Consider the following 24,787-nt stretch of genomic DNA (forward strand, 5'->3'; position numbering starts at 1 on the left):
TTTTTTTGCTTTCTAAAGTGATTATAAAGAACATATTTGTCCCTTATTATGTGAAAAACCTGTATATAAATGAGAGAGGTATCTCATTTTTTTAAAAATTCAAAGAACAGGAGGGGCATCATGGCTATATTCAGGGTTCGTAAAAAGGAGAATTTTGTTGTGTTAGACAAAGGATTTTTGAATGACATCCGTTTAAGCTGGAAAGCAAAGGGTTTGCTTGCTTATATGTTGTCATTGCCAGATGATTGGTCATTTAGTATTTCTAATTTAGCTACTAAGAGCAAATGCAGTCGTGAATCCACGGCTAACACTATAAAGGAGTTAACGAAAGCGGGCTATATTCATAAGATGCAGATCAGAACAAACCACGGAAAATTCGGGAAATTGGAGCTGTCCGTGTTCGAAACACCAAGAGCTGAACCGTATAGTAAAAAGCCAATAACGGTTAATCCGTCACCGGAAAAACCGATGACGGAAAAATCGCCACTACTAAGTAATAATAATTCATTAAATAATAATGTACTAAATAATAATGATAATGATAAAAGGGGTCATTCCAAAGGTGAAAACCTTGTAAAAACACAAACGGCATTCGAGTTTTATGAGCAAAATGGGTTTGGTTCTCTAGTCGTTCATGTCACAAATAAAATCGATCATTGGATTAATGATCTGTCAGAAGACCTTGTTATACATGCCATGAAGTTAGCAGTAGAAAACAATGTGCTTCGTTGGAATTACGTAGAAAAGATTCTACAAGATTGGAATAATAAGAACGTTACATCCATTGAGGAAGTAGAAGCGGACAATCTGCAATTTGCAGCTCAAAAACAACAACGACAAAAGCCTACTAATCGATCTACCCATCAAAAATATAAAGAAATTGTCCCTGAATGGTTCCATCAACGACGTCAAAATGACAGTGATCTAGAAGATGATCAAGCTATTGATTTTGAAGCTGAGCGTCAAAAAATCTTAGAAACATTAAAGAACTTAACAGCGAGTGCAAAGTAAATAATGTAAATCAAGTTCATCGCTGTAAGATGACAATTTTGTCAGCTAACTGTCATGTCCCGAGATTTAAGGTAGTGAAGTGGTGATCTATACTCTTTTGTAACGATACGATTTCGTTAGAAAAGAGGAGGCAGAAGAAATGAAGAAGATGAAATTCATGGTGATGACAATATTATTCGCTACTTTCTTAGTTGGTTGTGGTGAAAAGGGAGCTTTGATAGAAAAAGACTACTATGTCCAAATTAACGAGGAACAAAAAACGCCTAATAGTAATGGACAATACGTATATACAATAGAAGGATATGATAAGGATGGAAATGAAAAAGTGGTAAGTTTTTTTGCTGAAAAACCTTTTGCAAAAGGAACTATCTTACGTGTCCCAAGAAGCTTAGAAGGATACACGGGGGAACCCCAAGTAATGCATGGGAATGAGTTGCCAAAAAATATTAAAGAGAAATTTAATAGGAGTTAAATCCAATTTTTCAAGCGAGAAATGAGGACAACTCAAAAAGAGGGACCTGACTTATATCGTTTGAGCAGGTCCTTTCATATATAGATGAATACCTGATTTTGCGTCATATGGTACTATGAAATGGAAGTTTACTATATGCAAAGGGGCATACTTATGAACGCACATTTTAATTTTACGGATTTCCCCGTATTAGCAACGGGACGTTTTATATTGCGAAAAGCACAGGAAAGTGATTGTTTTGATCTTTTGGAGCTTTATTCAAATGAAAGTGTTGTGAAATACATACCATTGGAACCTTTTAATTCAGTGGAGGATTCAAAAAATGAGATGAATTGGTATGAAAAAATTTACGAAGACAAGAGTGGCTTACGATGGCTTATAGAAGAACCTACAACTAAAAAAGTAATCGGAACATGTGGTTTTTTAAATTATGAAAAGGCTCATAATCGTATAGAGATTGGGTATGATTTAATTCCTTCTTACTGGGGGAAGGGTATAATGAAAGAGACGTTAAGTAGTATCATCCATTTTGCTTTTACTAAGATGAACATGAATAAAATAGAAGCAAAAGTCGATCCTGAAAATAAATCATCCATTAAATTATTGGAAAAATTAAATTTTTATCAAGAAGGTATTTTAAGAGAGCATGAATTTGAAAAAGGAAAGTATGTAGATTTAATTAATTTTTCCATTTTGAAAAGGGACTATCTGTAATTTATAGCCCTGTTGATTTAATATTGTTTTTACATTTAACCTCAAGTATGGACTACTTACTTGAGGTTAAAATTTAGCTTTAATCTTAATGGAAATGGGGTGCACGTTATGCTGAAATTTATCGGCTCTGGAAGTGCGTTTAATACGAAATTAGGTAATAATTCAGCTTATTTTAAAGCAGGGAATCAGATGTTGCTGATTGATTGTGGTAGCAATATTTTTCACCGCATTAAGGAAAATAATTTACTGGAAGGTATAGAACACATCCATGTATTGATCACGCATACTCATGCAGACCATGTTGGTAGCCTTGCTGATTTTATATTTTATAGCTATTATTGCCATGGCGAAATGGCAAAAGCGAATGTTTCTGTTTATGCCGTTCATGATGTGAAAATTGAAGAATTGTTGACCATGAATGGTATTAGCCCAGAAGTTCATTGTTTCACAAAAAAATTTCAATCAGACACAAAGTACTCACTGAATTTCTGTAACGTACTATTCGAAAGATCTAGTCATGTGAAAGAGATCCCTTCTTATTCCATTGAATTATGTATAGATGACAAACTTATCTATTATACGGGAGATACAAATAGCCTAAAAGCATCTTTACGAACTCCACATAAATCGGGTAAGATCTACGATTATGTTTACGTTGATACTTGTAAAGCTAATTATGAAGGCAATGTACATTTATCATTACGAAAACTTAGCGAGTTAGTTCGTTCCGATTTACGTCCAACATTTTGGTGTATGCATTTAGATGAGGGCTTTGACCGTCAAGAAGCTGAAATGTTAGGGTTCAATGTTGTAAAGAATGAGGGGGAGCGATTTATGGAAATTGATTTATTAGTAAATAAGCCACAGCATATAGAAGATGTTGCAGAAATGGTCTACAAGGAATTTGTTGTACCAACTAGCAGTAAAAAGACATATGAAGAAGTTGTCGAATTTTTTAAAAGAACATATGTAGATGAATTTCCAATTACTTTTATAGCAAGTGTAGATGGTCAATGTGTAGGAACAGTCTCTGTATTTGAAAATGATTGGAAAGAAAGACCTCAATTTAAACCTTGGTTAGCATCTTTATTTGTAGAACCTTCATATCGAAGTCAAAAAATAGGTTTTTATTTAATCAAAGCTTTGCTAGAATATATGAAAAAAATAGGTTATACAAAAGTATTTTTAAAAACAGAAAATGCCGCAGTCTATTATGAAAAAAGGGGCTGGGAGCGTATTGAAACAGTGTTAGATGAACAAGGCGACCATATCGATATTTTTAAATATACACTATTGAATGTTGAGTCCAATTATTAAAAAGCTATCCAATCTTCAGCAGTCTGCATAATAATTTAAGGCATGCATCGTTATTCTTCGCCAATTAATTTACTTTACAACATAAAAAGCTGTAGCGTATGACAACGCTACAGCACAGAATTGGTCTTGCCCTGATAATGGCTGAGCCATTAACAGCATTATAACACAACGTACGATAAATCAAAGTATGAGAATTTATTTCAATGAATTGAATACAACGTTGGATAGCTGACACAATTGAGTTTTAAATAGCTACTCTATTATTGTTTCAGTAAAATTTTTTCGACCAGGATTCACTTTATTTACGGTAACATTTAATTTACTGATTGTATTTTCTGTTAAAGGAACCTTTCCATCTTTCTGTATTTTTTTCCACATTTTCACGTCTTTTCGATATACATGCTCTGATAAACGGAAAACATCTACATTTAATTTTAAGCCCTCTGCATATGATTTTTTTATATCTGTTTTTACCGAACTAATAATACCTTTTCTTATTTCTTCAGTATTTATCTTTCCTTTGAAACCATTAATGATTGCATTTAATTTTATATCGACTTCAAATGTTACTTCATTGTTTTTTACAATTGGTTTAATTTCCGTACTTAACTTTTCTAAATCAACTGTTAAGTACTCTTTTTCTTTATTGTCTAATTTAAAGGTTACATCTCCTCGAGTTGTTTTAGGAAACATCCATTGGATCCCTCTCGCATCCCCATCATTTAGAAAACCTTTAAAACCATCCTTTGAAACTACCGCGAAACCTGATAATGCAGTTTCCGTTGTTGGCTCATTGGCCGTCTCCCAGTTTTTGTTAATTGTAACTAATGGAATATTCACTTCATGACCCGGTTCATTTAATTGGATAATTAATCTTCGTAAATCAACAGGCTCTACATAAGTTTGTAGTTCTTTTGTATGCAGTGGATTACTTAGTTTCGAAGCTGTTGGTGCTTTATTTAAAACCGGTGTGATTAAAAGAATATCTTTAATAGGTTCCTTTGTACTAAAAGCTAATATTTGATATCGTGTTTCCCGATGACGTAAAAAGCTGTCAACAACAGGAATAGAATTCGCATCTTTTAAGGCGTCCTCTGAGAACAGAATAAAAGTCATATGTCCCCAGAATACTTTTTGGTCGATAGAGCGATATAATTTGAAAAAGGCTTCTTCCATCGTTTTACCTTTAGCAAAGCCAATCTCTGTAGGTGCAGCTTGAGGAGTAGGTCCTTCCGATTTAGCTACATTCGCAAAATTGACAATTTGCATATATACTTCATATTGACCATCTTTATAATCGATACCAATTCCATCAACATAATACATTCTTTGCGGTTCTTTAACATCCCAACATCCAGAAAGCAATAGTACAGTTGCTAAGCTTACGATTAACGTAATTTTTTTTTTCATTTTTTGATCCCTACTTTTAGAAATTCCTGTGTAATTTTGAGGACTTAAGAAGTTTTGTTTATAGTTTGGACAAAAAATTAGAGGATTATAAGTAATGAAAAACTTAGGATAGCTGCAATTAGCCTTTAAAATAAAAGACCAGGACTCATTTCTATAATGAGACCTGGGCGTGTGTGGAAAATATTATATCCCGCAATAATGTAAAAAAGTAAAGCGGAAGGTTATATTCCTTTATTATCGCGAATTTCTATAATGGTTCCTTCAGGTGCTTTTAATTTACAAAGCTGACCATTTTCAACTTTATAAATAATTTCACCATTTTTACGAATAAAACGAACGTTCATTTCCTTTAATCGTGCTACTTCTTGAAGAAGATTATCAACCCATAAACAAAAATGTACAATACCTTGAGCATTTGAATTGCATGCTTCAAGATCTTCATCAAATTTCCCAGTTTGGAGTTCTATATAAAAGGTTCCAAGCTTTAACCATGTATTAAAATGTCTATCGTGGAAATCCGGCGATTCCTGTACTAGTTCAAAACCTATTACTTCTGTGTAAAAATTTAAAGATTCTACATATGTATTCGTTTGGATGCAAATGTGATGCACATATTTTTCAACCATAAAGTACTTCTCCTTTCATTCGCACAAGTATAATTTGCGACGAAATGGATAATTTATATATCGGAGGTGATAATTTTGACTAACAAAAAGCGCAATACAAGTGAAGAAGAAGTAGAATTTGGAGCAGATTTAAGCCCTGACGATTTAGATGTGCGTGAAGAAAATGAACTAACTAAAGAGCAAATGAACAATGCAAATCATGAAAAACAACAACAAGAAAACACTTCCCAAAGAAGTAATAAAAAATAAAGAAGACGCATATAATTTTCTACCACAATCTTTTGGTTGTGGTAATTTTGTATTCATTCATATACATAGCTGGGGAAAATTTAAGAGGGGATAAAACACAATAAAAGGAAGAAAGGACAAATAGTATGCCAACTAAATTTAAAATTGAACGCCCGCTTATTCCAAATGAATTGCCTCAAGGAACTTTTGAAGACGTTTTTTATGATGAAGAACCTTATCTATCGTATCAATTGATCACGAATACAAGTAGAGAGAATGATCGTATTGACCGTTTAATTGTTTCCAAAGTACGGTTTCAAAAAGTATCTCTGATTCACTCGAATTTCAATAAAATTGATATGATGGATGTAATCTTTGAAAACTGTGACTTATCTAACTCAACATTTCACGAAGGGATTATCCATCGAGTTACGTTTAAAAACTGCAAACTGTTAGGTGTTGATTTCTCAGAGGCCCATTTAGGAAACGTTTCTTTTGAAGGATGTATCATGAATTTATGTAACTTTGGCTTAGCAAGATTGAAACAAATTTGTTTCGATCAGTCATCATTACGTAGTACAAACTTTTACGACTGTCAATTTAAAAAAGTGAAATTTGAACATTGTAACATAGATGAAGTTGATTTTAGCGATACACCGCTTAATGATGTGGATATTAGTACGTGTACATTTGAACGCTTAAATGTAACGATAAAAAATTTAAGTGGCTGTGTGATTTCTACTGAACAAGCAATTGGCTTTGCTGAATTGCTAGGTTTAAAGGTTAAGCGATGATGAGTACTTAATTAAATCAAGCCTGGTCTTTTGGAGTATGCGGATTGAAAATGATTAGCCTCTCCGTTATAAGGAATGAGAAACGAAAAGATGAATTGCTAGAAATCGGAAAACAAAATTCCATCCTATTGTAGAGACAAGACAAATGGATGGAATGAACAATCGACTAAGTGATATCGAAAAAAATTTAAAAGAAGTAGATTAAAAACAAAACGGCTATAATCATCTCGATTAAACGCCGTTTTTTCATGTGCGCGCAATAGTATTTGAAGCCGAACACATGAAAGGGTCACTATTCAAGTGACCCTGAACAAAACTATATGGAACTAGTGAACTTATAGGGTTTTTCAGCTTTAATTGAGGCTACTTCGCCGCACTTTTGACACAGCGTAAAAATAAGTGAAGAACCATTTGAAAAAAATTTGTCAACTGGTCTTAAAGCAGCATAGCCATCAAGTTTCCCTTCAGAAAATGAATCATTACCACAAGCTTTACAAATCAATTTGTTGTTGTCCATAATATCACCTCAGTATGTAATATGTGTAAATTATAACATAAAAAAGGATAGTGTTTTATAAACAACCAGCTAGGGAAAAATGGGGAACAGAATAATTTCTTAATAAAGCATCTTTGGCGGAAATAGGATTTTGTGAAACTTATTTAAACTCAAGCCGTAGTACTAATAAAGAAAGGAGGGAGCAACTTGAAAAAATACCTATTATTCGCATTGTTTTTCGCGGTAGCATTTTTAGTATTGCAAGTATTATCAGGGATGCTATTAACAATGTTTTATACGCCTAGCAACCAATGGGTAGAGGCCTCGGCTTTACCATCGCAAGTGATGTTTGGAAATACTAGCTCAATTGCGCCACTTGTTATATCTTTAATCGCGTTGGTCATTGCTTTTGGTAGTGTTAAGCTAATCAAAAATAAGGCTGTGCACTAATAAAGGGGAGGGGGGCTTTCTCCCTTTTATTAGTGAAATATTGCAAGTCCATAATATTAGGTATAGTTCAAATAGCTTTTTAAGAGTAAGCCTTTCAAACATCTGTGAAGGGTTTTTTTAACAGCCGAAATGAACGAATACTAAGTTCTTCAGTATTAATTGCATATGTATCAACGAATTATACCACGCAAAGTGTAAAATAGAGAGCAGCATCAAAGATGTTGGAGATATTGAATTGATTATCGGAACACCTAACTATTTCTTTTCATACTTTTTACTATCCCACGCCCAATTTATGAAAGCATAAAAGAATACAAAGAATAAGGCATAGAGGGAATTTTCAAGTAAAGCCCAATTACCATGTCTGAAATAATTCCAAATCGTTTTAAATAAAAACATTGTTACAAAACAAAAGATATATATGTATTTTCTTGCAAACGGCATTTAAGCCACCTCTGTATATGTAAATATTAACATAAAAGAAGATACAGCGTTTTTCCATAGATAAAAGAATCGAAAGGATGGTACAAAAATGGCCACTCATTTATGAGTGACCTTCTTAGTGATATCCCTAATACTCGTGTTAAATTTTTTTCCAAATGACCATAAATTGTGCTGCTTCAGATTCGAGCGCAATTAGATGATCTTCAGTAGAAGGTTCTTCTGAAATTAATCGTCCTTTTTGGACGTTTAAAATTGCCGGTTTTATATCTGGTGAATGTTCAATGGTGAATTCAGATTGATTTAATAATGTCAAAGATGAACGGCATTTATTTTTATCAATTCGTTCGTCCTTCCCTTTGAAATATAACTTGATTAAGTGTGGAACACCATCAATCTTTAATCCGAGTTCTGGTGATGAGCGAACAGTTAAATATTCGCTATACCAATTGGATTTGCCTGGTTCAAACCATTCAATTTCTTTATTTTTAATAAATTTTAAATGTGCTTTCACTGCTTCTAGGTAATTTTTTTGTTTTGTTTGAGAAGCCTTTTCAGCAAAATCAAGCAAGTAATCGTTACTAAATTTTTTCTCGTGAAAATTTCGGATACCATCCCGTAAAGGCTTCCAGTAATCAAAAGCTGGATTGTATTCATCTTGATATTTTATTTGTCTAACCATTGAGGTTTTACCAGTAACGCCTTTGAAAGTAAAGTCTGTAAATTGTGTAAGACCGATAGATACTTTTTTTGAAGACATTCATAACAGCTCCTTTTACAAATTAAACGTCAAACGACTGTATTCACAACAATTCAAAGCCATTTATCAAAATGATGAAAGCCTAAAATATGCATCTGTTTTATTTTCTCTGGGCGTAGCTACATGCAAAATTGCTAACCACGGTAGCGGTTGCAAAGATGTATGGAATGGAGATTTTATATGATGTATTTCATTAAAATAATGGATCATAGAAGATTATAGTAGCGATTGAACGATTATATGACAGGATTCGTAGTTTAGAAGCATGTTAGTTAGAAAATTGATGACATGGAAGTGGATAGGGTCATTAATGGCCTGCAACAGTAAAAGGTGATGGAACGAGTGATCGTTAATGAGTGGTATAAGTGATGGATCCAGAGGTTAGCCGAGATATGAGTTAATCTTTATAGCAATAAAAAGGCTGCCTAACAGTTACCTGTTAAACAGCACATGGATATTGTAAATATAAAACAAAAAACAGGAAAAATCAACAAATTTTTTTGCTTTTTTTTGCTTCTGTTAATTGATTTGCAAAGCATGACTGGAGATGAATATTCTTACCAGTAAAAATGTCAGTCATTGCGTCAACAATGTATAGCAGTCAACAATCACAAGAACAATGTAACTTCAACAAAGTGGCGGCGTGGACGTCGAAATTTGACGTGAATAAATGATTGAAGTTCCATTTTTAGGAATGATAGAATAAGTGTTATAGAGATAATAAAACAAATGAGTTTAGTAACGTAACCATAAAATTGTCTAAAGAGACTAGGTTCATCAGATAGTCACTATCTTTTATTTTGACAAAATAACCAGATACTAAGTGAGCTAAGAATGGAAAAAATCTGTTAAATTGGAGGTTAGTTCTATGCCCTTATTCAAGTACGGAGTGTTAAAAGGTAAAGTTGTTGACGTGAGACCTGTGGATTCATTTGACAAAACCCCTCATTACCAAGTGCATGTTCGGGCAACAAAGAAGGACAAAAACGAGGAGAATTATAGGATTGCGATCAATGTCGCCTCAAAGGTAAAGCCATCAGAAGTCCTGTATTTTGTGAGTGAAGATTTTAACTCGAGTCAAATAACAATTATTCCTGATTTTGAAGAAGGATTTACAGAGGTTACTAGTGAAAATCATGAAATTGCATTGGATTATATTCGTGGTAGCTTATTTGATCCGTCAAAAATGATACCTCTCCCTGCAAAAGAAAATGGACCAGACAATGACTTAAATGAAAAAGTGAATAAGTATATGCAAGAGGCTATGACTAAAAAAGCTACCGTTTACGCTTACGGTGAAAAGTTTAAAAATGAAGATAAAGTAGATAAATATTTCGGCTTTTCTCCAGGCAGAGGCATTCATGATATTCATATGAATCAAGGGAATAGTAGTGATTTTAGGAAAGACGATGGGATATGGCAAGATGGTGGTGTCCTCATTCATTTTGAGGAGGAAAACAGATGGGTTGGTATATTCCTTGCTTTCCAATCTCAGTCTTGGTGTACTGATGACCATGGACATGCTACGAAACCAGTTAGTGTATGTAACCATACCAATAGAAAATCAGCGATAGAAATTTGATTGCGAAGAACACTTTAGATAGCCCAGAAACTCAATTAAATTTTGAGGCTGGGCTTTTTATATTTGCACATGTTTAGATTAATAATTATGTTTTTAATAGTATTTGACAAAAAGCAAATGGAAAGGGGCTATTCCTTTTCTACACGTTACGTCAAATGCTCATACTTTTTATATACTATACGAAAAGAAGTAAACGCAGCATAAGCTAGCGTTTTTTTTATGCCCTCCATAGATAATTGTGGAGGGATTTTATATTGCAAATAATAAAATGAAGTATGAATGATTGAATGTTTACAACGTTTTTTAGAATCAGATAGTTCAACGTCAATAGATATATTTTAGCGTTAATTTTTAAGTGTCAGTATAATGGATTAAAAAGATAAAGTTTGTTTTCTGAATATTTTGTAAATTTAAGTAAATTGTACTTGATTATACAATTCCTGTAGCACTCCTGTTGCCAGAACCGCAAGAGATTAGTGCATTGTATGTATTGTTTATTGGATTCTCAAACATTTTAAATTAGTAATGATGAAAAGTGCATAAATCCATTTATTAATTTTTTCAAAGGCATAATCCAACGAGAGGAGAAATGAGAAAATGACTTATATTATAGAACAACGCTTAATGTCCGGATTGCCGAACTTTGCTTTAACTGCAGTTAAATATGTTATTGCTCATGAATCTGGCAATTCGAATAATAATGGACCGAATGCTTTGGAAAATGAATTAGCTTTTATGAATCAAAATAAAGCAAATGCCTTTACTTCTCACTGGGTAGGCGGTGGCGGACGGATCGTGCAAGTCGCACCAGTTAATCGTGTGCAATATGGCTGTGGTCCTATAGGTAATCCGCTTAGCTATGCACAAGTAGAGTTGGCTCGAACAAATGATAAGGAACAATTTAAAAAGGATTACGCTGCTTATATTTGGTTACTAAGAGAACTTGCAAAAGAGGCAGGTTTACCTATTGTACTTGATAGTAGTGACAATGGTATTAAGTCGCATCGTTGGGTCACAGATACTTTAGGCGGTACAACGCATAGAGATCCATTTCCGTATTTACAAACCATGGGAATCACAGATGAACAATTCAAACTAGATATTAAAAATGGTTTGGATCAACAACAAACAGATAAGGATGATGACATAATGCGATTTACAAACGAAATCACAAAAGCAGCAGTTCGTGATTATATTAAACAATCGGTAGATAAAAAGCTAATTGATAAGTCATGGTTAGATAAATTTGACCAAGGAGCTTTGACAGGTGGCGATTTTGAAGGACTAAAAATCATCATTAAACAGCGCGGTGGCTAACAGCAAAGCCCAGGTACTCAATTAATTTTGAGCCTGGGCTTTTAAAAAAGGAAATAGACATAATCGTCTATCTCCTGATCCATAGCTTTTAATTTTGCTTTATGTTTTGCTTTTGGAATCGAGTGATACTGCTCGTATCGACACATTCTACATGAGCAATGAACTTTACCTTTGCTCAATCTGCCGCGTTCAGGCATGTATTCACTTTCTCTTAACATAACGTCTTTTAAAATGGTCCATTTCTTTCGAATAATTCGCTCTCTCTGATGGCGAATATAAGCTTTTGAACGATTTTTCATAAATATCAGCTCCCTTGAGAAACCCAAGCTTGCATGGAGGTCAAGGGATGTAACGGCACTCCCTACAAGCTTGGCATGTAGCTGATATATTGGATTAATTGATTCATAGGTTCATTCCTTTATAAGAAAAAGCCGCAGCGTCTTAACACGCTACAGCTTCGAATTGGTTATGCCCTTTGATGGTGTTCACGACATTATTATACCACAAAGCAGGAGGGAAACCTATGTTGAAAGGGCAAAAAAAGGTAACGAAAGAAAATTTAATGCAATGAATCGAAGAAGGAATCAAGGGAAGGTTGATTACTATAGCTACATTGGTACTAAGACAGCTATGTATGTGGTTGAGTGAAGAAAGTGTAGGTACGAATGATTCAACAGGCGATTGATAGTCAGTGGTGCTTTTTATATGTATCAAAATCCTATTACACAATTAACCATTCTCAGTCTATGATTAACCCAGAAGGTGGTGGTAAAAGGTGGGTAGGAATTTAGAACAGATTAATATAAATTTTTGTGAACAAAACGGAGATGTAATTATGACGTATGACATCAACGACTCTCTATCGGCTTTAATTCCGAACGTTGGTGATGTAGTAAATATTGATGGAAATTACAGGGCAGTGAGTGAAAGAGCTTTTACGTACAACCCAAGAAGTATCATAGTTACAATCTATTTAGAAGAATTATAATTGGGATTTTCAAACTCATAATGAGTAGTGGATCATCATTGCATATAACGTATTAACTAACAGCAATGCCCAGGTATTCAAATTAATTTTGAGCCTGGGCTTTTTTGTATTAATTCTTCAAACGGTCTATATTTTGTTTGAGCATATTTTGTAGATGCATTGGTTAATAGCTTAATTAGACATCTTTTAAAACAGCATCTATTAATCGTCGATCTGATTTATATTTTGCTCTGTTTGGTTGACCTTCTGCTCTAAGTATATCTAATGTATTTAAGTTAGCTATAACAGAGAAAAGAGTACCAAATTGTTGTTCTTTTAGGTTTAAACAAACATGACCCTTGGTTTCCGACATAATTGATTGGGCAATGGTAAGATCCATATAATGTACGTTGTGTTTAAGACGAGTTTCTAATGTTTCGAAGCGTTCTTTTGATTTGCTCCAATTCCAACTTTCAGTTAATGATGTACTTTCGTGATGATTTGTACAATGAATGTAATTATTAATAGGAAGGCGTACTTGATAACTATTAGGAGTAACCTCTACAACTGCCATATTCCCTTGAGGATCTGCTAACAAATAGTTATTTGCCACCGAACTCGGGAATCTTTTTAACACGTCTATTCCTTCATCTACCGTACAACAATTTTCTAAAATATATTTAACAGCAAAATAAAAATTCAGTCCTGGTTTAATTCCATCATGAGGAACGGATGAAATCCCTACAAATAAACCGTGTTCGTTTATCCCATCAACTTTTCCAATAAAGCAATCTGATTGCCCGAGGTATTTATTTTTATCATCAAAACAAACAAGTGAGGACTCAGTAATATTTTTAAGATTAAAGAGCATATCATAATTTCGGCCAATAAACATTTCTTTTCCGTTATAGGCGGAGAAAATACTACATTGACCTGCCAATTCAAATACGCCGATACTTAAGAGAAACGAGCTTACTTCTTCAAAAGAAGAGTGACAACCTTCAGCAAATCCTTGTATTTCTTTCACGATATGGGGATCAAAATCTGTAAGAATTTGTTTGCACGACTCCCCATATATTAATTTTTCTTCGGTTACTTTCGGAAACCTAAAACCATTTTTATAAAGAATTTCAGCATAATGCTTTCCTGCCTCATAAGAATTTCCTTTTAATCTCGGATGATACATCGTAATTCCCTCCATTTATTATATGTATGTAACAAGAATAAACTCTCCAGTAGGGGGAGAGTGTACCCTGTTTATAGTTTTAGTAAACGCAAAGACCCAGGCGCTCATGGAAGTGTGAGTGCCTGGGTCTTTTATGTATATTGGTCATATGGTCTGTATTGTTCTAACGGACCCAATCGAGCTTTTGATATTTTCAGCAGCTCAACTGCTTCGGAGGCAGATAACAATTCTTCATTTAGAAATTCAAGAAGTTCTTCAGTTAATCCGAATGTGTATTTTATTTACTCATATGAAGAAGGAGGGGGAACCTCCTTTGAGTGACTTATTTTTTATTTAGCGGTACAACTACTGTTACTTTTTCCCCAATAAATCTGTTATCTTTTGAAGTACTATCAAATACAAATTTTAATTCTTTGACACCTTCTAAACCGTCTTCACCTAAATCAAAAATAACCTCACCTTTTTGAATTACTTTACCAATAAATTCAGATTCAAAAGAGGAAATCATTACATTTGAATCAATTTGACGTTTTGTATCAGTGATCATTTTAGTTGTACTTGGATGGAAATCAACAGTATCGTCAGATAAATTTTCTCCTGTAATAGAGAGGATAAGTACATTTGTTTCAGCAGCTGTTTCAATTAGTTCAGGATTTTGTGCAACTAGTTTAGCTGTTTTCATTCCATCGATTGAAAATTCAACATCGGCACTTTTATATTTTTCATTTGGCACTTCATATAAATCTGTGATTGTATATGTACCTGCAAAATCATTTTTCACTACATCACCAACATTTGCTTCTGTTAAATTATCTGCTTTATTTGCTTTGCTTTCTTCTTTGATTTCAATGTTTGTAGAACCTGTTACAGCTGTTTCAAGAGTAGCCGCATACTTAGCAAATTCATTATCTTCCATATCACCATTCATTTGTAATAAAAACAGTCCACTTTGGTGAGTGTGAGAATAAAACATAGGACTTGAATTTCCTAATTCATCATAGTAACTCTTTGCTTTTTTTAGATTTTCTTCATTATCGAATAAAAATAATCGACCACCTGAATCATCACCAAGTGAAGGAATTAAAATTCGGTTGCCTTCTTTTCGGATGTTTCCAAATTCATCTTTTGGTAAATCTGAAACTTCACCTAGCTCTAGACCATCATCTTTAAAATGTTTCAATACGTCATCAACTGTTTTCGCCAGAACTTTTTGTGGTTCTTCAGCTTTAGTACCATTCTCTTTTTGTGGCTCTTCCTTAGCTTTGTCATCTCCACAACCAGCCAATCCTAAACTTAATACTAATGCTGCACTAAAAATTAATTGTTTCTTCATATATTAAAACCTCCCTCGATATTACTATTCTAGGCAATATTAGGTAAAAAGTACATGTTAAAAAACAAACAATGGTTATTAGTCAGAAAAGTCGCGTTGAAATCATTGCAGAGGATGCAACGGAATTGTCGCCGCTTGTAGTTGAAGCGAACGCAAACCCTAAAAACTACTTAGCTTGTATTGTTAAACCACCATCGCGCTTTTACTTAGTTGGAGAGGAATACATTATTACTGAACCAAGCGACAATGGCTATTACACCGTATTTTTAAAATAATGCGCCAGTAGGTTCGTAAAAGACGAAATATTTCGATATTATCGCACTTTTTGAAAAGCTCGAAGTGATAGAGATACCCGTACAGAAAATTGAAGTAGAACCTGAAATAAAAGAATTACCTCGGATCAGTGGAAAAAGATGGATTTATTTGGTTTTTGATAGATTTTGTTAGGAGGATAGCTGATGAATCAGCTAATTCTATTTCGTGAAATCATTATAGACAATTTTGCAGGAGGTGTTTATCAACGACGTTCGAAAAGTAAAGTAAATAACAGATTGCAACTCATTGTACTTTGAAGACTAAAAGGAGGAACAACAAAATGCAATTCTTTGATTTTTACAATTCATATTCGCGTTAATTAAGGCCGAAAACGAGGAACAAGCAAAGAAAAAATATATAGAGTTGGTAGCTGATGAGGAGGGCGACTTAGAATTTGTTGAAATAGAAAGACATCATGCAATCGTTAAGTTTAGCCAAACAAAAGGTGAGGATGGAGAGTTGGTACCTGCTAATGAAATTTTAGAACAATTGCAGAGTGACCAACCCGAATTGTTGATAATTGACAGAAACTTAACGCTACCAAAGGCAAGTGGTGGTACGAGTGATCCAGTACTTCTTGAGGTACAACGAAGAGTATATTCTAATAATAAGCGAATTCGTGAGTACGAGATAAAGGTTGCTGAAGTACAAAAACGTATTCCATTAGTAAATGGGGGCAGAGAGATTGAGGTGCTATAAAGGCTTTTAAACGGAGATAGTATGCGATCAATAGGTAAGCATATGAAATTATCTAGCACAACAATCTTTAGAGTCAGAAACAACATTTTAAATCAGATGAAAAAGTAGCCAAAAGGCTACTTCTTTTTTTATCAATGTCTATTGTCTGAACTAATAGAGATAACAGAAATTGTAACTTTTATACGATTTCAAACAATGGTTGAATATTTGAATCTTTAGCGATATGTTCTGGATAAATAAAACCACCTTGATCACGTGGAAATTCAATTTTTATTTGCTTAAAACAGACATCTACGAACTCTGAACAAATATACTCGTCATTATCTTGGTGTTTACCAACATTTAAGCCAATACGTGCAACAATTTTAGCTATCTCAGCTTTGTCATAATTTCGATTTAATAATTTAATTGCACTTTCAAACATTTTATTAATTTCTTCTTTATCGAAATCAGGTTTATCAAAAATTTTATACCGTGCTACATAAATTTCTCCATTATATTTTTTATTACTATTTTCGTAATTTTCGAGATAATGGAAAAGGGGGATTGCCCTGACACCGTCGTCTTCAACACTTTCTAATATAAATACATCATTATTCCAATAATACAATAAACCTACATGGCTAAATATTGAATTAGAGGCCTTTTTTATTAATTCACTGACTAAATATCGACCACTACAGAAAAAAATATCACCATTTTTTATTTCTTTTATCGCTTCTTCGTAAGAAATTTGAGTTATTTCATTAAATTTAGTAGTCCCCACAATACATGTACTCCTTAACTCTTATGAATATTATTAAAATCAATGCATTTAATCGTTCATGTATTAATATGTCCAATAAATCACTAAATATGTAACCGATTTCAGATTTCATTCCTTTTGTAGATAAAGATTAAGATTAACAAATTAGTAGTAACAAAAGGAACGATTGTAAAACATGTACGATGTTTTGTTGTAGAAAAAATATGATGTAAACTTGGAGGTAGGTCGGTGCGGATAAGTATTTCCTTCCTTGGCATTTATAAAATCCTAAATATTAGGGAAAGACAGACCGACGACCGACCTGCGCTGGTAAAGTTAACAGCGAAGAAGAGCCAACGTGACCGGCCCATAATTTTTAAGAGATAACGGAAATGGCTAAATTTTATGATGAGAGGGAAGAGTTTGGTGTGGTTTTGAGAGTGGAAATTGTAGAATAAGATTCCAATTCGTTGACTCTTAGATTATTATTATGTAGGGGAGATATGATATCCTCGCCATCTTGTATCACAACGGAGGGCTATAATGACACCAGAGCATATTGTTAAGAAATTTTTTGAAGAAGTACGTTCAGGGAAAAATCCAGATTATGCAACTGAATTAATGGCAGAGCAAGTATCGGCACACCAAGTTATTTCTGAAGAGGAATTAACAGTTTTAAGAACGCCCAAAGATTATGCTGACCATGTAAAAGAAATGGTAGAAGTGTATGGCAATTTTTCATTAGAAATACAAGAATTAATGGTTCAAGATAATAAAGTTTATGTACGTTGGAAACAAGTTGGTACGCATGTAGAAGAGGTCGATGGATATCAGCCTACAAATCTTCCAGTTATTGAAATAGCAAGCGCAGTTTATAGAATTGAAGATGAAAAAATAGCAGAATATTGGATTCAAATTGATCGTGCTGGTATTGAAAAACAACTCAACCGCAATAAAATTAATTAACATCCTTCGGGATGTTTTTATTTTGCCCTGAAAAGTGAGTATCGAGCAGTTTCCAAGCGAAGAGGTTGGTTTGGTTATCGTCCGTACTCAGGACGGTACAAACGTTATAGATCGCAAATATACTCAAAATATCGCTGGTTGTAAAAAGTACAATGTGCCATTCGGTGTATTCATGTATGTGAGGTTCAAAAACAAGACACAGTCAAGCCACTCATATGAGTGGCTTAACTGTCTATTTGCCCATTTGTTTTAATGCTTTATCCATTTGACGTTCGTTAGATCTCACAGCAGAACTATCTAATGTATCTACACCACGATATGTATATTTAGTGTTTTGATAGAAATCAAATGCGAAATTGCTAATTGGAGATTGTACTTCACCATAGAATCTGTTGATTACATTTGCTCTAAAGATATTACTTAACATATATTCTGCATTGTTTATATCAGCTACATAATTTTTACTTTTGTATTCAGTTATGATGTATTTTTCAAATTCTTTGATTTCATCTTCTGTAGAAGGGTAATCTTTTGCATAAAGCATAACTGCATCATATTTCTCTGTAGAAGTTCCGTTCATTGTAGCGATTTCTTTCACTTTGTTTTGCCAAGTTACGGCAACAGAAGCTGCTTGTTCTGCTTTTAAACGAGCTTCTTCCGCCTTAACTTTCGCCTCAGCCTCTTCTTTTGCTTTCTGTTCAGTTAATGCTTTCTCCTCGGTTTCTTTTTTCTCACGTGTAGTTTTGTCTTCAGGTGCTTCTTCTTTAGGTTTTACAGCTGTTTCAACTTTTTCCTTTTCCTTAGATTTATCTGTGGATTCCGTACTATTAGTTGGTACCATTATAAAACCAATAATAAAGGCAACAATCGATATACCTAGCACGAGACCGCCTTTCATTTTCTTCTTTTTAATTAATCCTATTATTAATAGAATAAGACCAGCAAAAACTCAGAGTATACCTAAAAATACTAAAAAATAACTCATATTAAACATTGCCTCCTTCTATATAACTATAATGGAAACTGTAGGTAAAAGTACATACAAAAAAACAGACAACCGTGATTAGTTATCATATTCGTCAAGAAGACCTGGCCATATTACTTCTATTGATTCTTAGCTAAAATACGAACGTTTGTCTAAAAATAAAAAGCAACCAAAGCAACAAAAAAGCAACCGAAATTCCGAAAGCAAGTGAATAACGGTGAAATCGAATCATTATACAATGATGAAAAACCTTGCTATAATAACCTTTGCGAATACATATGAAAGAGGGTAAAAGCATGAACGCTTACGATGAATATAAGCGTTCATGCTTTTTTAATTTATTGATATATCAATGTTTATAGAGGTTAAAAGAGGAGAGTTATAGAATAAAGTCACGAAAAGTAAACATTTATTTTTAATTTCTCTTAAGGGGTTGATGGTAACTCGCCGTGATGTCTTTAGGCCATCATACTATTAATTAATAGAGTAAGTCGATACTAATAATTAATATCGACTTTTTTCCATTTATTATATAATAGGGATAAGCCTTTTTGCATAATAATACAGTGAAGGGTTTTTAAAAGAAAGTAGGTAATTATTGTGGTAATGAATAATAAAATGAAGAGTGATGTAGAAAATTTTCTTTTTAGTATAGAAAAAATATTAAATGAATATTCAGGTTTGAAAATTAAGCTGCCAATAGAAGAAAATAGTGATTTTGATTCTGATGAAATAACATTTGGATTTACTTTAGATGGAATAATCAATGGATCTCAATTCATAGAAATGGGTGAAGAGATAGCTAGTTGTTTACATAGTATATTGAGTGAAAAAATAAATAAATTTGAAATTTTGGATTGGGATATTTTATATAATTTGAAGAGGGAACTAAGTTTAGGCCTTATTTTTAATGATACTGAGACAATTAATGAACAATTAAAATATGAAAGAAATGAATTTCTAAACAATTTGATTTCAATTGCAGGGAAAACTTATGAAAGTAAACCTTGTGATTTCGGAGTAATCTTATGTGAAGAAAATATATTAGATAAGTTAGCAGATGAATTTAAATTTGAAGTGATCCACGTTAATCCTAATAAAAGTATAAAAAGTTTTTTTGAAAGTGATAAACCATTTTTAAAACTTATTGATGGAAAAAATATCATTCTTGCGGTAAATAAAGAATACAAAGTATATAGCATAGTTCGTATTGGTCAAGAAAATATTAATTTATCACAAGTTATTATTGAGCAATTCAACAATTATAGACTCCAAAAAAATTTGAAAAAAGTAAAAGAATATTTTATAGAGATTTCAGAGGGAACTATACAGAAAATAGTAACGGTAACGGGCAGTAAAGAAGAGGCAGTTAGAGGAATAATTGAAATGATACGTGATGGATTAAATACAGCTGCCTATAATAGTAATTATTCTTGCCCTGAATTTACTTTCTTTAAAGCCAATGGTGGTAAATTACAAGTATTCAATGAACATGACTTTTTAATAACTTTCAGTAATGGAGCTTGGAAAATTCAAAATTACCATATGTTACAATAAGCTATATTACAATATAGCTTATTTAGAACACAGATTTTTGCAATCCTTGATGAAAATATTTTAAACAAAGCATTTAACGGAGCAAAGGTTTTATTTGAAACGATTAACACTTTATCTGTTAATAATACTAGCTCAATCATAATTTTGATATCAGATTATATAGACAATTTTGAGCTAAGCTATTCTTTAAGCGAAGATGATGCAAATAAGCTACTAAAATTAGCTCCTTTAAAAAGAAGTACTGTTAATAAATTATATTTAGAAATAATAAAGAAAAATGGTTTACATCTTAATTTGAATGAAATTAATGTAAATTTTTTAGCTAATTTATGTTCGATTGATGGAGCCTTAATTCTAGATGATACGTTTAATATACTGAGCTTTGGGGAGATTATTGATGTCACAGAAGATAATGAGCATGGTGTTTATGGAACAGGTACAAATGCTTGTAAGATTGCCTCAAAGAAAGCCTTGGCTATAAAAATATCAGAAGATGGAGATATTAAAGCTTATCTAAGAGGCGAAGAACTTCTTTCACTTTAATTTTATTTTATAGCTTTTCTATAGTATTGTAATTTTTCAATCAAAATAAAAAATGTTCAGAAGAGATACTGCTCCCCAACATAGTATCTCCTCCTATTCTTCACTGCCCCAACAACTCCGTAAACTTAGCATGCATTTTTTCAGATGCATTGGCGCGCATTCCAGACGTAACATGTAGATAAATCTTCGTAGTAGTATCAGAGTTTTTGTGGCCAACTCGATTCATAATAAAATTCAAATCGACACCAGCCTCTGCCAATAGACTAATATGTGTGTGGCGGAGGATATAGGTGCGGAATTGTTTGTTGATGTCGGTGAGGGTGCCGAGTCGTCGGACGGTTTGGTTGAGCATCTTGACGGTAGGGGGGATGCCTTCCTTATCACCGAATACAAAGTCAGACTTGATCCATTCGCGATCCTCACGCCATTGGTAGAGATGCTTCAATTTCTTCACGACAATATCATCAATATCAACAGAGCGGACACTGCCAAAGGTTTTGGGTGGTGTGAGCTCGAAGTCGCCACGAATGCTTTTTTTCGCATACACTGTTTTGTTAATGTTAATGATCTTTTTGTCTAAATCGATATCCTCAAATTTCAATGCAATCGCTTCACCTGGGCGCATGCCTGTGAAGGCGATTGTGTAAATGAGGGTGTGGTACATAATGTTGCGATGTTTGTCAACGTAACTTAAAAATTCCTTCAATTCATCGGTTTCTAAATAAAGCTTCGCTGTTTCTTCATTACTAACATCCTCTAACGTCAATTTTTTCTTCGGTACAAATGAAGCTTCAACAGGATTAATCTCAATCAAGCCAATTTCCTTTGCGTAGGCAAACATCATCTTGGCTGCATTGTGTGTGCCGCGCAGCGTGTAAAAGGCTGTGCCATTTTCAAATAGGTGATTGAGGGCTCCTTGTATTTCAATGGTCGTGATGGCGGTCATTTTCTTTTTCGCGAAGTAGCGATTCAAGAGGGAAATACAGTAGGCACGATGCTCGTTGGTCGTTTCCTTATTGCCTTTCATGCGATAGAGCTTCAGCCAATCTTGGCTAAACTCTTCGAACGTCACCTTCGCATCAAAGGTATATGCTTTTTTTAGCTCGGCAATGGCTTTTTCGACTTTTTCTCTTGCGTCGCCTTTACTTTTACCACGACGAGTAATTTGGCGCCGTTTACCAGTTGCTGGATTACGTGGACCCTCACCTGTACAACGCCATGTCGTCTTATTGATCTGTACGAAATGCATTAGTTGTCACCACTTTCATGAATAACGTCCCAAATCGTTTTCAATTTCTCGATGTCTTTTTCGTTACAGTCTGGTAAAGTCTTATACCATTGCTGTAAAGAGGGGTTATGTGCAAACGGCTCTTTTAATGCAGGGTTGTAAGCGGGATTATGCAAATAGCCCGCAGCCTCAATCAGCTTCATGTAATCGTATTTATAGGCGCTGGCGATTTGCTGTAGCGTTTCAGGTGTTGGCTTTAGCGGTTTACCTGTACGCCGATCAATGCCTTTTTCTAACATGGCCAAGTAAGAATGCGTAATTTCCATTCGTTTCGCTGCATCACGTAAGCCCTCATCACCTCGAAGCTCCTTCAATACTTCACCTAAGATCATATCCTTCACCCTCAATTCATGTTTTGAATGCCTATTTGTATAAATGTCTTTCTTTTTTTGAATATAAAACAGCTGCATCCCTCAAGCTATTCCAATTCAGCATAATTGTTTGTTGCTTATGTATTGACCCAATCGTTTTTCTGCAAAATCGTATTCGACATTAAACAGTTGTTGCACATGTTTAACAGTGAGAGCGCTCGCATCAGATTGCTCTAGTTTATCCAGCATGAAAGAGGGAATACACGCATGGTACATGAAGTTATTTGCCTTGTTCTCTTGATACTCACGGAATAGGGGTAACATACGCCCTTGAAGCCCACTATGTAAAAGTACGTGTGCTAGCTCATGGCAAAAATCTTGCCAGCGTTGCTGATCTGTGAGCTCTTCATTTAAGAATATGTATGCGTAATCCTTTAAAAAGAGGGCTTGGCTCCCTTCCTTCCAGTAAAATAATCGAATACCAAGTTGTATTGCGATCGATTGAAAATCAAGTTGCTGTGGGTCAAAAATGTTTATGCGCGTATAAAGCTCCTGTATAAAATCCTCTGTATATGTTGTATATCTCATCTAAACATCTCCAACCTTAAATATAAATAGAACTTACGTTCTTGTTTAGTGTACAATAAAACCCCACTATTAGGAAGTGGGGTTGCATAAATTAAGATAATCCTCAATTTGACCAATTTCAATTTTTTTTGAGAAAAAAATAAATTCCTGACCTTCTGTTGGAGTTGCAATTGAATAATTTAAAGAATATCTTTTATATTCAAAATGATTATAAAGATTTTCAATTTGTTCTGCAATATCATAGGTTAAAATCCAATAACGATCCTTCATTAAACATTTTATGATTTTAGCCAACTCAACATGATCTTGGTGGGTATAAAAATTAGTATACAAATCAGGACCTTTTATATAATAGGGTGGGTCAAAGAAAGTTAATGAATATCTAGTCTTCTGTATGACTTTTTTTATAAAGATTTTTGCATCTAAGTTATAAACTTTTATTTGATTCCTATAACTGTAGATTTTATTTATACGTTTTATAATACCTTCTTTATTAAATCGACAATCAAGTGTTCGTCGTTCTTGACTTTTACCACCAAGCATACCAGCTTTTATAATTCCTGAAAAACAAGTCCTATTTAAAAAGAGAGTAGCAAATGCTAACCTCAATTCACCAATTTCAGTACCTTGAGCGTAAAGTTCTTTTTGATTTGCCCATTCTTCAACAGTAATGGGGGTTTCTTCAATTATTTGAATTAATTCATTTGGATTAGTAACTATAGTGTTCCATAATGAATAAATTCCTGGATCAATATCATTAATAATGATTTTTTGTACATCGCCATTTAATAACAGCCTGATTGCAACTGCAGCACCACCAGCAAAGGGCTCTATGTACGTTTTTATATTATTTTGTTGAACTAAGTGTTGTATATATTTGTAAGTTCTATCTTTACCACCTGGATATCGAAGCGGAGAAAGAGGAGCCATACCATCACCTCATTAGATATAATACAGTATTATTTTATTTTTAGTCAGCATGTTCACTTAATAGTTCGTCCAATGTTTTAATAATTTGAGAAATTTTCTTCCATGCATCAAGAATTTCCTTAACGTCAGGATATGTTTCCGCACTATGTACATAGAAATGAATTATTTGCATTGTAGAAGTGTTGTTATTATCTGTAAATGTTGCTTGGATTAATTCATATGTTTCTGGGAATCTCATTATTACATTTTTTAAATGATTATAAATATCTTCAAATATTAATAATCGTAAAGTTTTCGATCTCTTATTTCTATCTGAGCTAATATTTTTTAATTTTAATGTATTAGTCCGATCTAATGATGCAAAATAATCTATATAGTCATTTACATAAGTTTCTAAAATAGTCCGAATGAGAAACATCGAAGAGATAGTATTTTCTTTATAGTTAAAATTATTCATTTCTCTGAGAATTTGATTAATACGCTTATTATTTTTGTACTTATTTTTAAAAGGATATGATTTTAATAAAAAATCAAATTCCTCAGGTTTTTTTCGAGGTCTACCTGGATTCAAAGGATTATTTTCTAATCGGTCTTGTTGATCTAGCCGAGCCTGTTGATCTAGTAGAGCCTGATCATCTAGCCGAGCCTGATCATCTAGCTGAGCCTGTTGATCTAGCTGAGCCTGTTGATCTAGCTGAGCCTGTTGATCTAGCTGAGCCTGTTGATCTAGCTGAGCCTGTTGATCTAGCTGAGCCT

Annotated in this window: 29 protein-coding genes and 1 pseudogene; 16 read left to right on the plus strand and 14 right to left on the minus strand. The window is 33.6% G+C overall.

Annotation, left to right across the window (positions count from 1 at the left end):
• Window positions 1-120: 120 nt before the first annotated feature.
• From AC3WSK_RS13735 to AC3WSK_RS13750, 4 genes are all read left to right on the plus strand, one after another.
• Window positions 121-1,011 (plus strand): DnaD domain protein, encoded by an 891-nt coding sequence (locus tag AC3WSK_RS13735; RefSeq protein ID WP_427484268.1) that lies wholly within the window; start codon window positions 121-123, stop codon window positions 1,009-1,011.
• A gap of 139 nt (window positions 1,012-1,150) precedes the next feature.
• Complete coding sequence (locus AC3WSK_RS13740) at window positions 1,151-1,483, plus strand: YxeA family protein (RefSeq protein ID WP_079560968.1); 333 nt, start codon at window positions 1,151-1,153, stop codon at window positions 1,481-1,483.
• A gap of 153 nt (window positions 1,484-1,636) precedes the next feature.
• The gene (locus tag AC3WSK_RS13745) at window positions 1,637-2,197 is read left to right on the plus strand and encodes a GNAT family N-acetyltransferase (protein WP_427484266.1); all 561 of its coding nucleotides are present in this window, start codon (window positions 1,637-1,639) and stop codon (window positions 2,195-2,197) included.
• Window positions 2,198-2,305: 108 nt separating this feature from the next.
• Complete coding sequence (locus tag AC3WSK_RS13750; RefSeq protein WP_492413884.1) at window positions 2,306-3,514, plus strand: GNAT family N-acetyltransferase; 1,209 nt, start codon at window positions 2,306-2,308, stop codon at window positions 3,512-3,514.
• A gap of 252 nt (window positions 3,515-3,766) precedes the next feature.
• On the opposite strand, the gene AC3WSK_RS13755 is transcribed toward AC3WSK_RS13750, so the two are convergent.
• Together AC3WSK_RS13755 and AC3WSK_RS13760 are read right to left on the minus strand one after the other, a co-directional pair.
• Complete coding sequence (locus AC3WSK_RS13755; protein WP_492413882.1) at window positions 3,767-4,924, minus strand: Ger(x)C family spore germination protein; 1,158 nt, start codon at window positions 4,922-4,924, stop codon at window positions 3,767-3,769.
• A 221-nt stretch (window positions 4,925-5,145) separates the two neighbouring features.
• Window positions 5,146-5,550: a VOC family protein gene (locus AC3WSK_RS13760; RefSeq protein WP_427484263.1), complete on the minus strand. Its 405-nt coding sequence runs from the start codon at window positions 5,548-5,550 to the stop codon at window positions 5,146-5,148.
• A gap of 66 nt (window positions 5,551-5,616) precedes the next feature.
• Between AC3WSK_RS13760 and AC3WSK_RS13765 the strand changes: the two genes are divergently transcribed.
• Entirely contained in the window at window positions 5,617-5,799 is a 183-nt protein-coding gene (locus tag AC3WSK_RS13765; protein WP_079560974.1) for a hypothetical protein, read from the plus strand.
• A gap of 125 nt (window positions 5,800-5,924) precedes the next feature.
• Window positions 5,925-6,572: a pentapeptide repeat-containing protein gene (locus tag AC3WSK_RS13770; RefSeq protein WP_492413880.1), complete on the plus strand. Its 648-nt coding sequence runs from the start codon at window positions 5,925-5,927 to the stop codon at window positions 6,570-6,572.
• A gap of 316 nt (window positions 6,573-6,888) precedes the next feature.
• Here AC3WSK_RS13770 and AC3WSK_RS13775 read toward each other — a convergent pair whose 3' ends face one another.
• Complete coding sequence (locus tag AC3WSK_RS13775) at window positions 6,889-7,089, minus strand: hypothetical protein (protein WP_079560976.1); 201 nt, start codon at window positions 7,087-7,089, stop codon at window positions 6,889-6,891.
• 186 nt (window positions 7,090-7,275) lie between these two features.
• Here AC3WSK_RS13775 and AC3WSK_RS13780 point away from each other — a divergent pair, with 186 nt between their 5' ends.
• Entirely contained in the window at window positions 7,276-7,518 is a 243-nt protein-coding gene (locus tag AC3WSK_RS13780; protein WP_079560977.1) for a hypothetical protein, read from the plus strand.
• Window positions 7,519-8,101: 583 nt separating this feature from the next.
• On the opposite strand, the gene AC3WSK_RS13785 is transcribed toward AC3WSK_RS13780, so the two are convergent.
• Window positions 8,102-8,719: a hypothetical protein gene (locus AC3WSK_RS13785; RefSeq protein ID WP_492413877.1), complete on the minus strand. Its 618-nt coding sequence runs from the start codon at window positions 8,717-8,719 to the stop codon at window positions 8,102-8,104.
• 868 nt (window positions 8,720-9,587) lie between these two features.
• Between AC3WSK_RS13785 and AC3WSK_RS13790 the strand changes: the two genes are divergently transcribed.
• Window positions 9,588-10,301 carry a YukJ family protein gene (locus tag AC3WSK_RS13790; RefSeq protein ID WP_079560980.1) on the plus strand — a complete coding sequence of 238 codons (714 nt, stop codon included), beginning with the start codon at window positions 9,588-9,590 and terminating at the stop codon, window positions 10,299-10,301.
• A 597-nt stretch (window positions 10,302-10,898) separates the two neighbouring features.
• A complete protein-coding gene (locus AC3WSK_RS13795; protein ID WP_079560981.1) occupies window positions 10,899-11,618 on the plus strand; it encodes a peptidoglycan recognition protein family protein in 720 nt (239 codons plus the stop codon).
• Window positions 11,619-11,659: 41 nt separating this feature from the next.
• Here the strand turns inward: AC3WSK_RS13795 and AC3WSK_RS13800 are convergent, their stop codons facing one another.
• The gene (locus AC3WSK_RS13800) at window positions 11,660-11,917 is read right to left on the minus strand and encodes a hypothetical protein (protein WP_427485171.1); all 258 of its coding nucleotides are present in this window, start codon (window positions 11,915-11,917) and stop codon (window positions 11,660-11,662) included.
• 366 nt (window positions 11,918-12,283) lie between these two features.
• Between AC3WSK_RS13800 and AC3WSK_RS13805 the strand changes: the two genes are divergently transcribed.
• Window positions 12,284-12,409: a hypothetical protein gene (locus tag AC3WSK_RS13805; RefSeq protein WP_492535048.1), complete on the plus strand. Its 126-nt coding sequence runs from the start codon at window positions 12,284-12,286 to the stop codon at window positions 12,407-12,409.
• A gap of 44 nt (window positions 12,410-12,453) precedes the next feature.
• Window positions 12,454-12,606 (plus strand): hypothetical protein, encoded by a 153-nt coding sequence (locus tag AC3WSK_RS13810; protein WP_492535050.1) that lies wholly within the window; start codon window positions 12,454-12,456, stop codon window positions 12,604-12,606.
• A 175-nt stretch (window positions 12,607-12,781) separates the two neighbouring features.
• Here the strand turns inward: AC3WSK_RS13810 and AC3WSK_RS13815 are convergent, their stop codons facing one another.
• On the minus strand, window positions 12,782-13,771 hold the full coding sequence (locus AC3WSK_RS13815) for a C45 family autoproteolytic acyltransferase/hydrolase (protein WP_492413872.1): 990 nt from the start codon (window positions 13,769-13,771) through the stop codon (window positions 12,782-12,784).
• A gap of 322 nt (window positions 13,772-14,093) precedes the next feature.
• A complete protein-coding gene (locus AC3WSK_RS13820) occupies window positions 14,094-15,104 on the minus strand; it encodes an LptM family lipoprotein (RefSeq protein ID WP_492413870.1) in 1,011 nt (336 codons plus the stop codon).
• 71 nt (window positions 15,105-15,175) lie between these two features.
• Here AC3WSK_RS13820 and AC3WSK_RS13825 point away from each other — a divergent pair, with 71 nt between their 5' ends.
• Together AC3WSK_RS13825 and AC3WSK_RS13830 are read left to right on the plus strand one after the other, a co-directional pair.
• Entirely contained in the window at window positions 15,176-15,379 is a 204-nt protein-coding gene (locus tag AC3WSK_RS13825) for a hypothetical protein (protein ID WP_492413868.1), read from the plus strand.
• Window positions 15,380-15,737: 358 nt separating this feature from the next.
• Entirely contained in the window at window positions 15,738-16,118 is a 381-nt protein-coding gene (locus AC3WSK_RS13830; protein ID WP_492535055.1) for a YosH family protein, read from the plus strand.
• A gap of 178 nt (window positions 16,119-16,296) precedes the next feature.
• Here AC3WSK_RS13830 and AC3WSK_RS13835 read toward each other — a convergent pair whose 3' ends face one another.
• Complete coding sequence (locus tag AC3WSK_RS13835; protein ID WP_079560987.1) at window positions 16,297-16,884, minus strand: YiiX/YebB-like N1pC/P60 family cysteine hydrolase; 588 nt, start codon at window positions 16,882-16,884, stop codon at window positions 16,297-16,299.
• A gap of 522 nt (window positions 16,885-17,406) precedes the next feature.
• Between AC3WSK_RS13835 and AC3WSK_RS13840 the strand changes: the two genes are divergently transcribed.
• Window positions 17,407-17,829, plus strand: a complete 423-nt coding sequence (locus AC3WSK_RS13840; RefSeq protein ID WP_492413865.1) for an ester cyclase — start codon at window positions 17,407-17,409, stop codon at window positions 17,827-17,829.
• Between the two features lie 232 nt (window positions 17,830-18,061).
• On the opposite strand, the gene AC3WSK_RS13845 is transcribed toward AC3WSK_RS13840, so the two are convergent.
• Complete coding sequence (locus AC3WSK_RS13845; RefSeq protein WP_492413863.1) at window positions 18,062-18,712, minus strand: cell envelope integrity TolA family protein; 651 nt, start codon at window positions 18,710-18,712, stop codon at window positions 18,062-18,064.
• Between the two features lie 702 nt (window positions 18,713-19,414).
• Between AC3WSK_RS13845 and AC3WSK_RS13850 the strand changes: the two genes are divergently transcribed.
• Together AC3WSK_RS13850 and AC3WSK_RS13855 are read left to right on the plus strand one after the other, a co-directional pair.
• Window positions 19,415-20,371, plus strand: coding sequence for a hypothetical protein (locus AC3WSK_RS13850; protein WP_492413861.1), 957 nt, complete (start codon window positions 19,415-19,417; stop codon window positions 20,369-20,371).
• Window positions 20,372-20,515: 144 nt separating this feature from the next.
• Window positions 20,516-20,914 carry a hypothetical protein gene (locus AC3WSK_RS13855; RefSeq protein WP_492413859.1) on the plus strand — a complete coding sequence of 133 codons (399 nt, stop codon included), beginning with the start codon at window positions 20,516-20,518 and terminating at the stop codon, window positions 20,912-20,914.
• A 100-nt stretch (window positions 20,915-21,014) separates the two neighbouring features.
• Here AC3WSK_RS13855 and AC3WSK_RS13860 read toward each other — a convergent pair whose 3' ends face one another.
• The 5 genes and pseudogenes from AC3WSK_RS13860 to AC3WSK_RS13880 form a co-directional block, all read right to left on the minus strand.
• Window positions 21,015-22,163 (minus strand): tyrosine-type recombinase/integrase, encoded by a 1,149-nt coding sequence (locus tag AC3WSK_RS13860; RefSeq protein ID WP_492413857.1) that lies wholly within the window; start codon window positions 22,161-22,163, stop codon window positions 21,015-21,017.
• The gene (locus tag AC3WSK_RS13865) at window positions 22,163-22,534 is read right to left on the minus strand and encodes a helix-turn-helix domain-containing protein (RefSeq protein ID WP_492413855.1); all 372 of its coding nucleotides are present in this window, start codon (window positions 22,532-22,534) and stop codon (window positions 22,163-22,165) included. Before AC3WSK_RS13865 ends, AC3WSK_RS13860 begins: the two co-directional genes overlap by 1 nt.
• A 96-nt stretch (window positions 22,535-22,630) precedes the next feature.
• Window positions 22,631-23,101, minus strand: a complete 471-nt coding sequence (locus AC3WSK_RS13870) for an ImmA/IrrE family metallo-endopeptidase (RefSeq protein ID WP_492413853.1) — start codon at window positions 23,099-23,101, stop codon at window positions 22,631-22,633.
• A gap of 69 nt (window positions 23,102-23,170) precedes the next feature.
• Entirely contained in the window at window positions 23,171-24,031 is an 861-nt protein-coding gene (locus AC3WSK_RS13875; protein ID WP_492413851.1) for a DNA adenine methylase, read from the minus strand.
• 40 nt (window positions 24,032-24,071) lie between these two features.
• Window positions 24,072-24,787, minus strand: a pseudogene (locus AC3WSK_RS13880) (hypothetical protein); the annotation flags it as partial.

This window comes from Lysinibacillus sp. EB271-A1-10B, assembly GCF_058791335.1.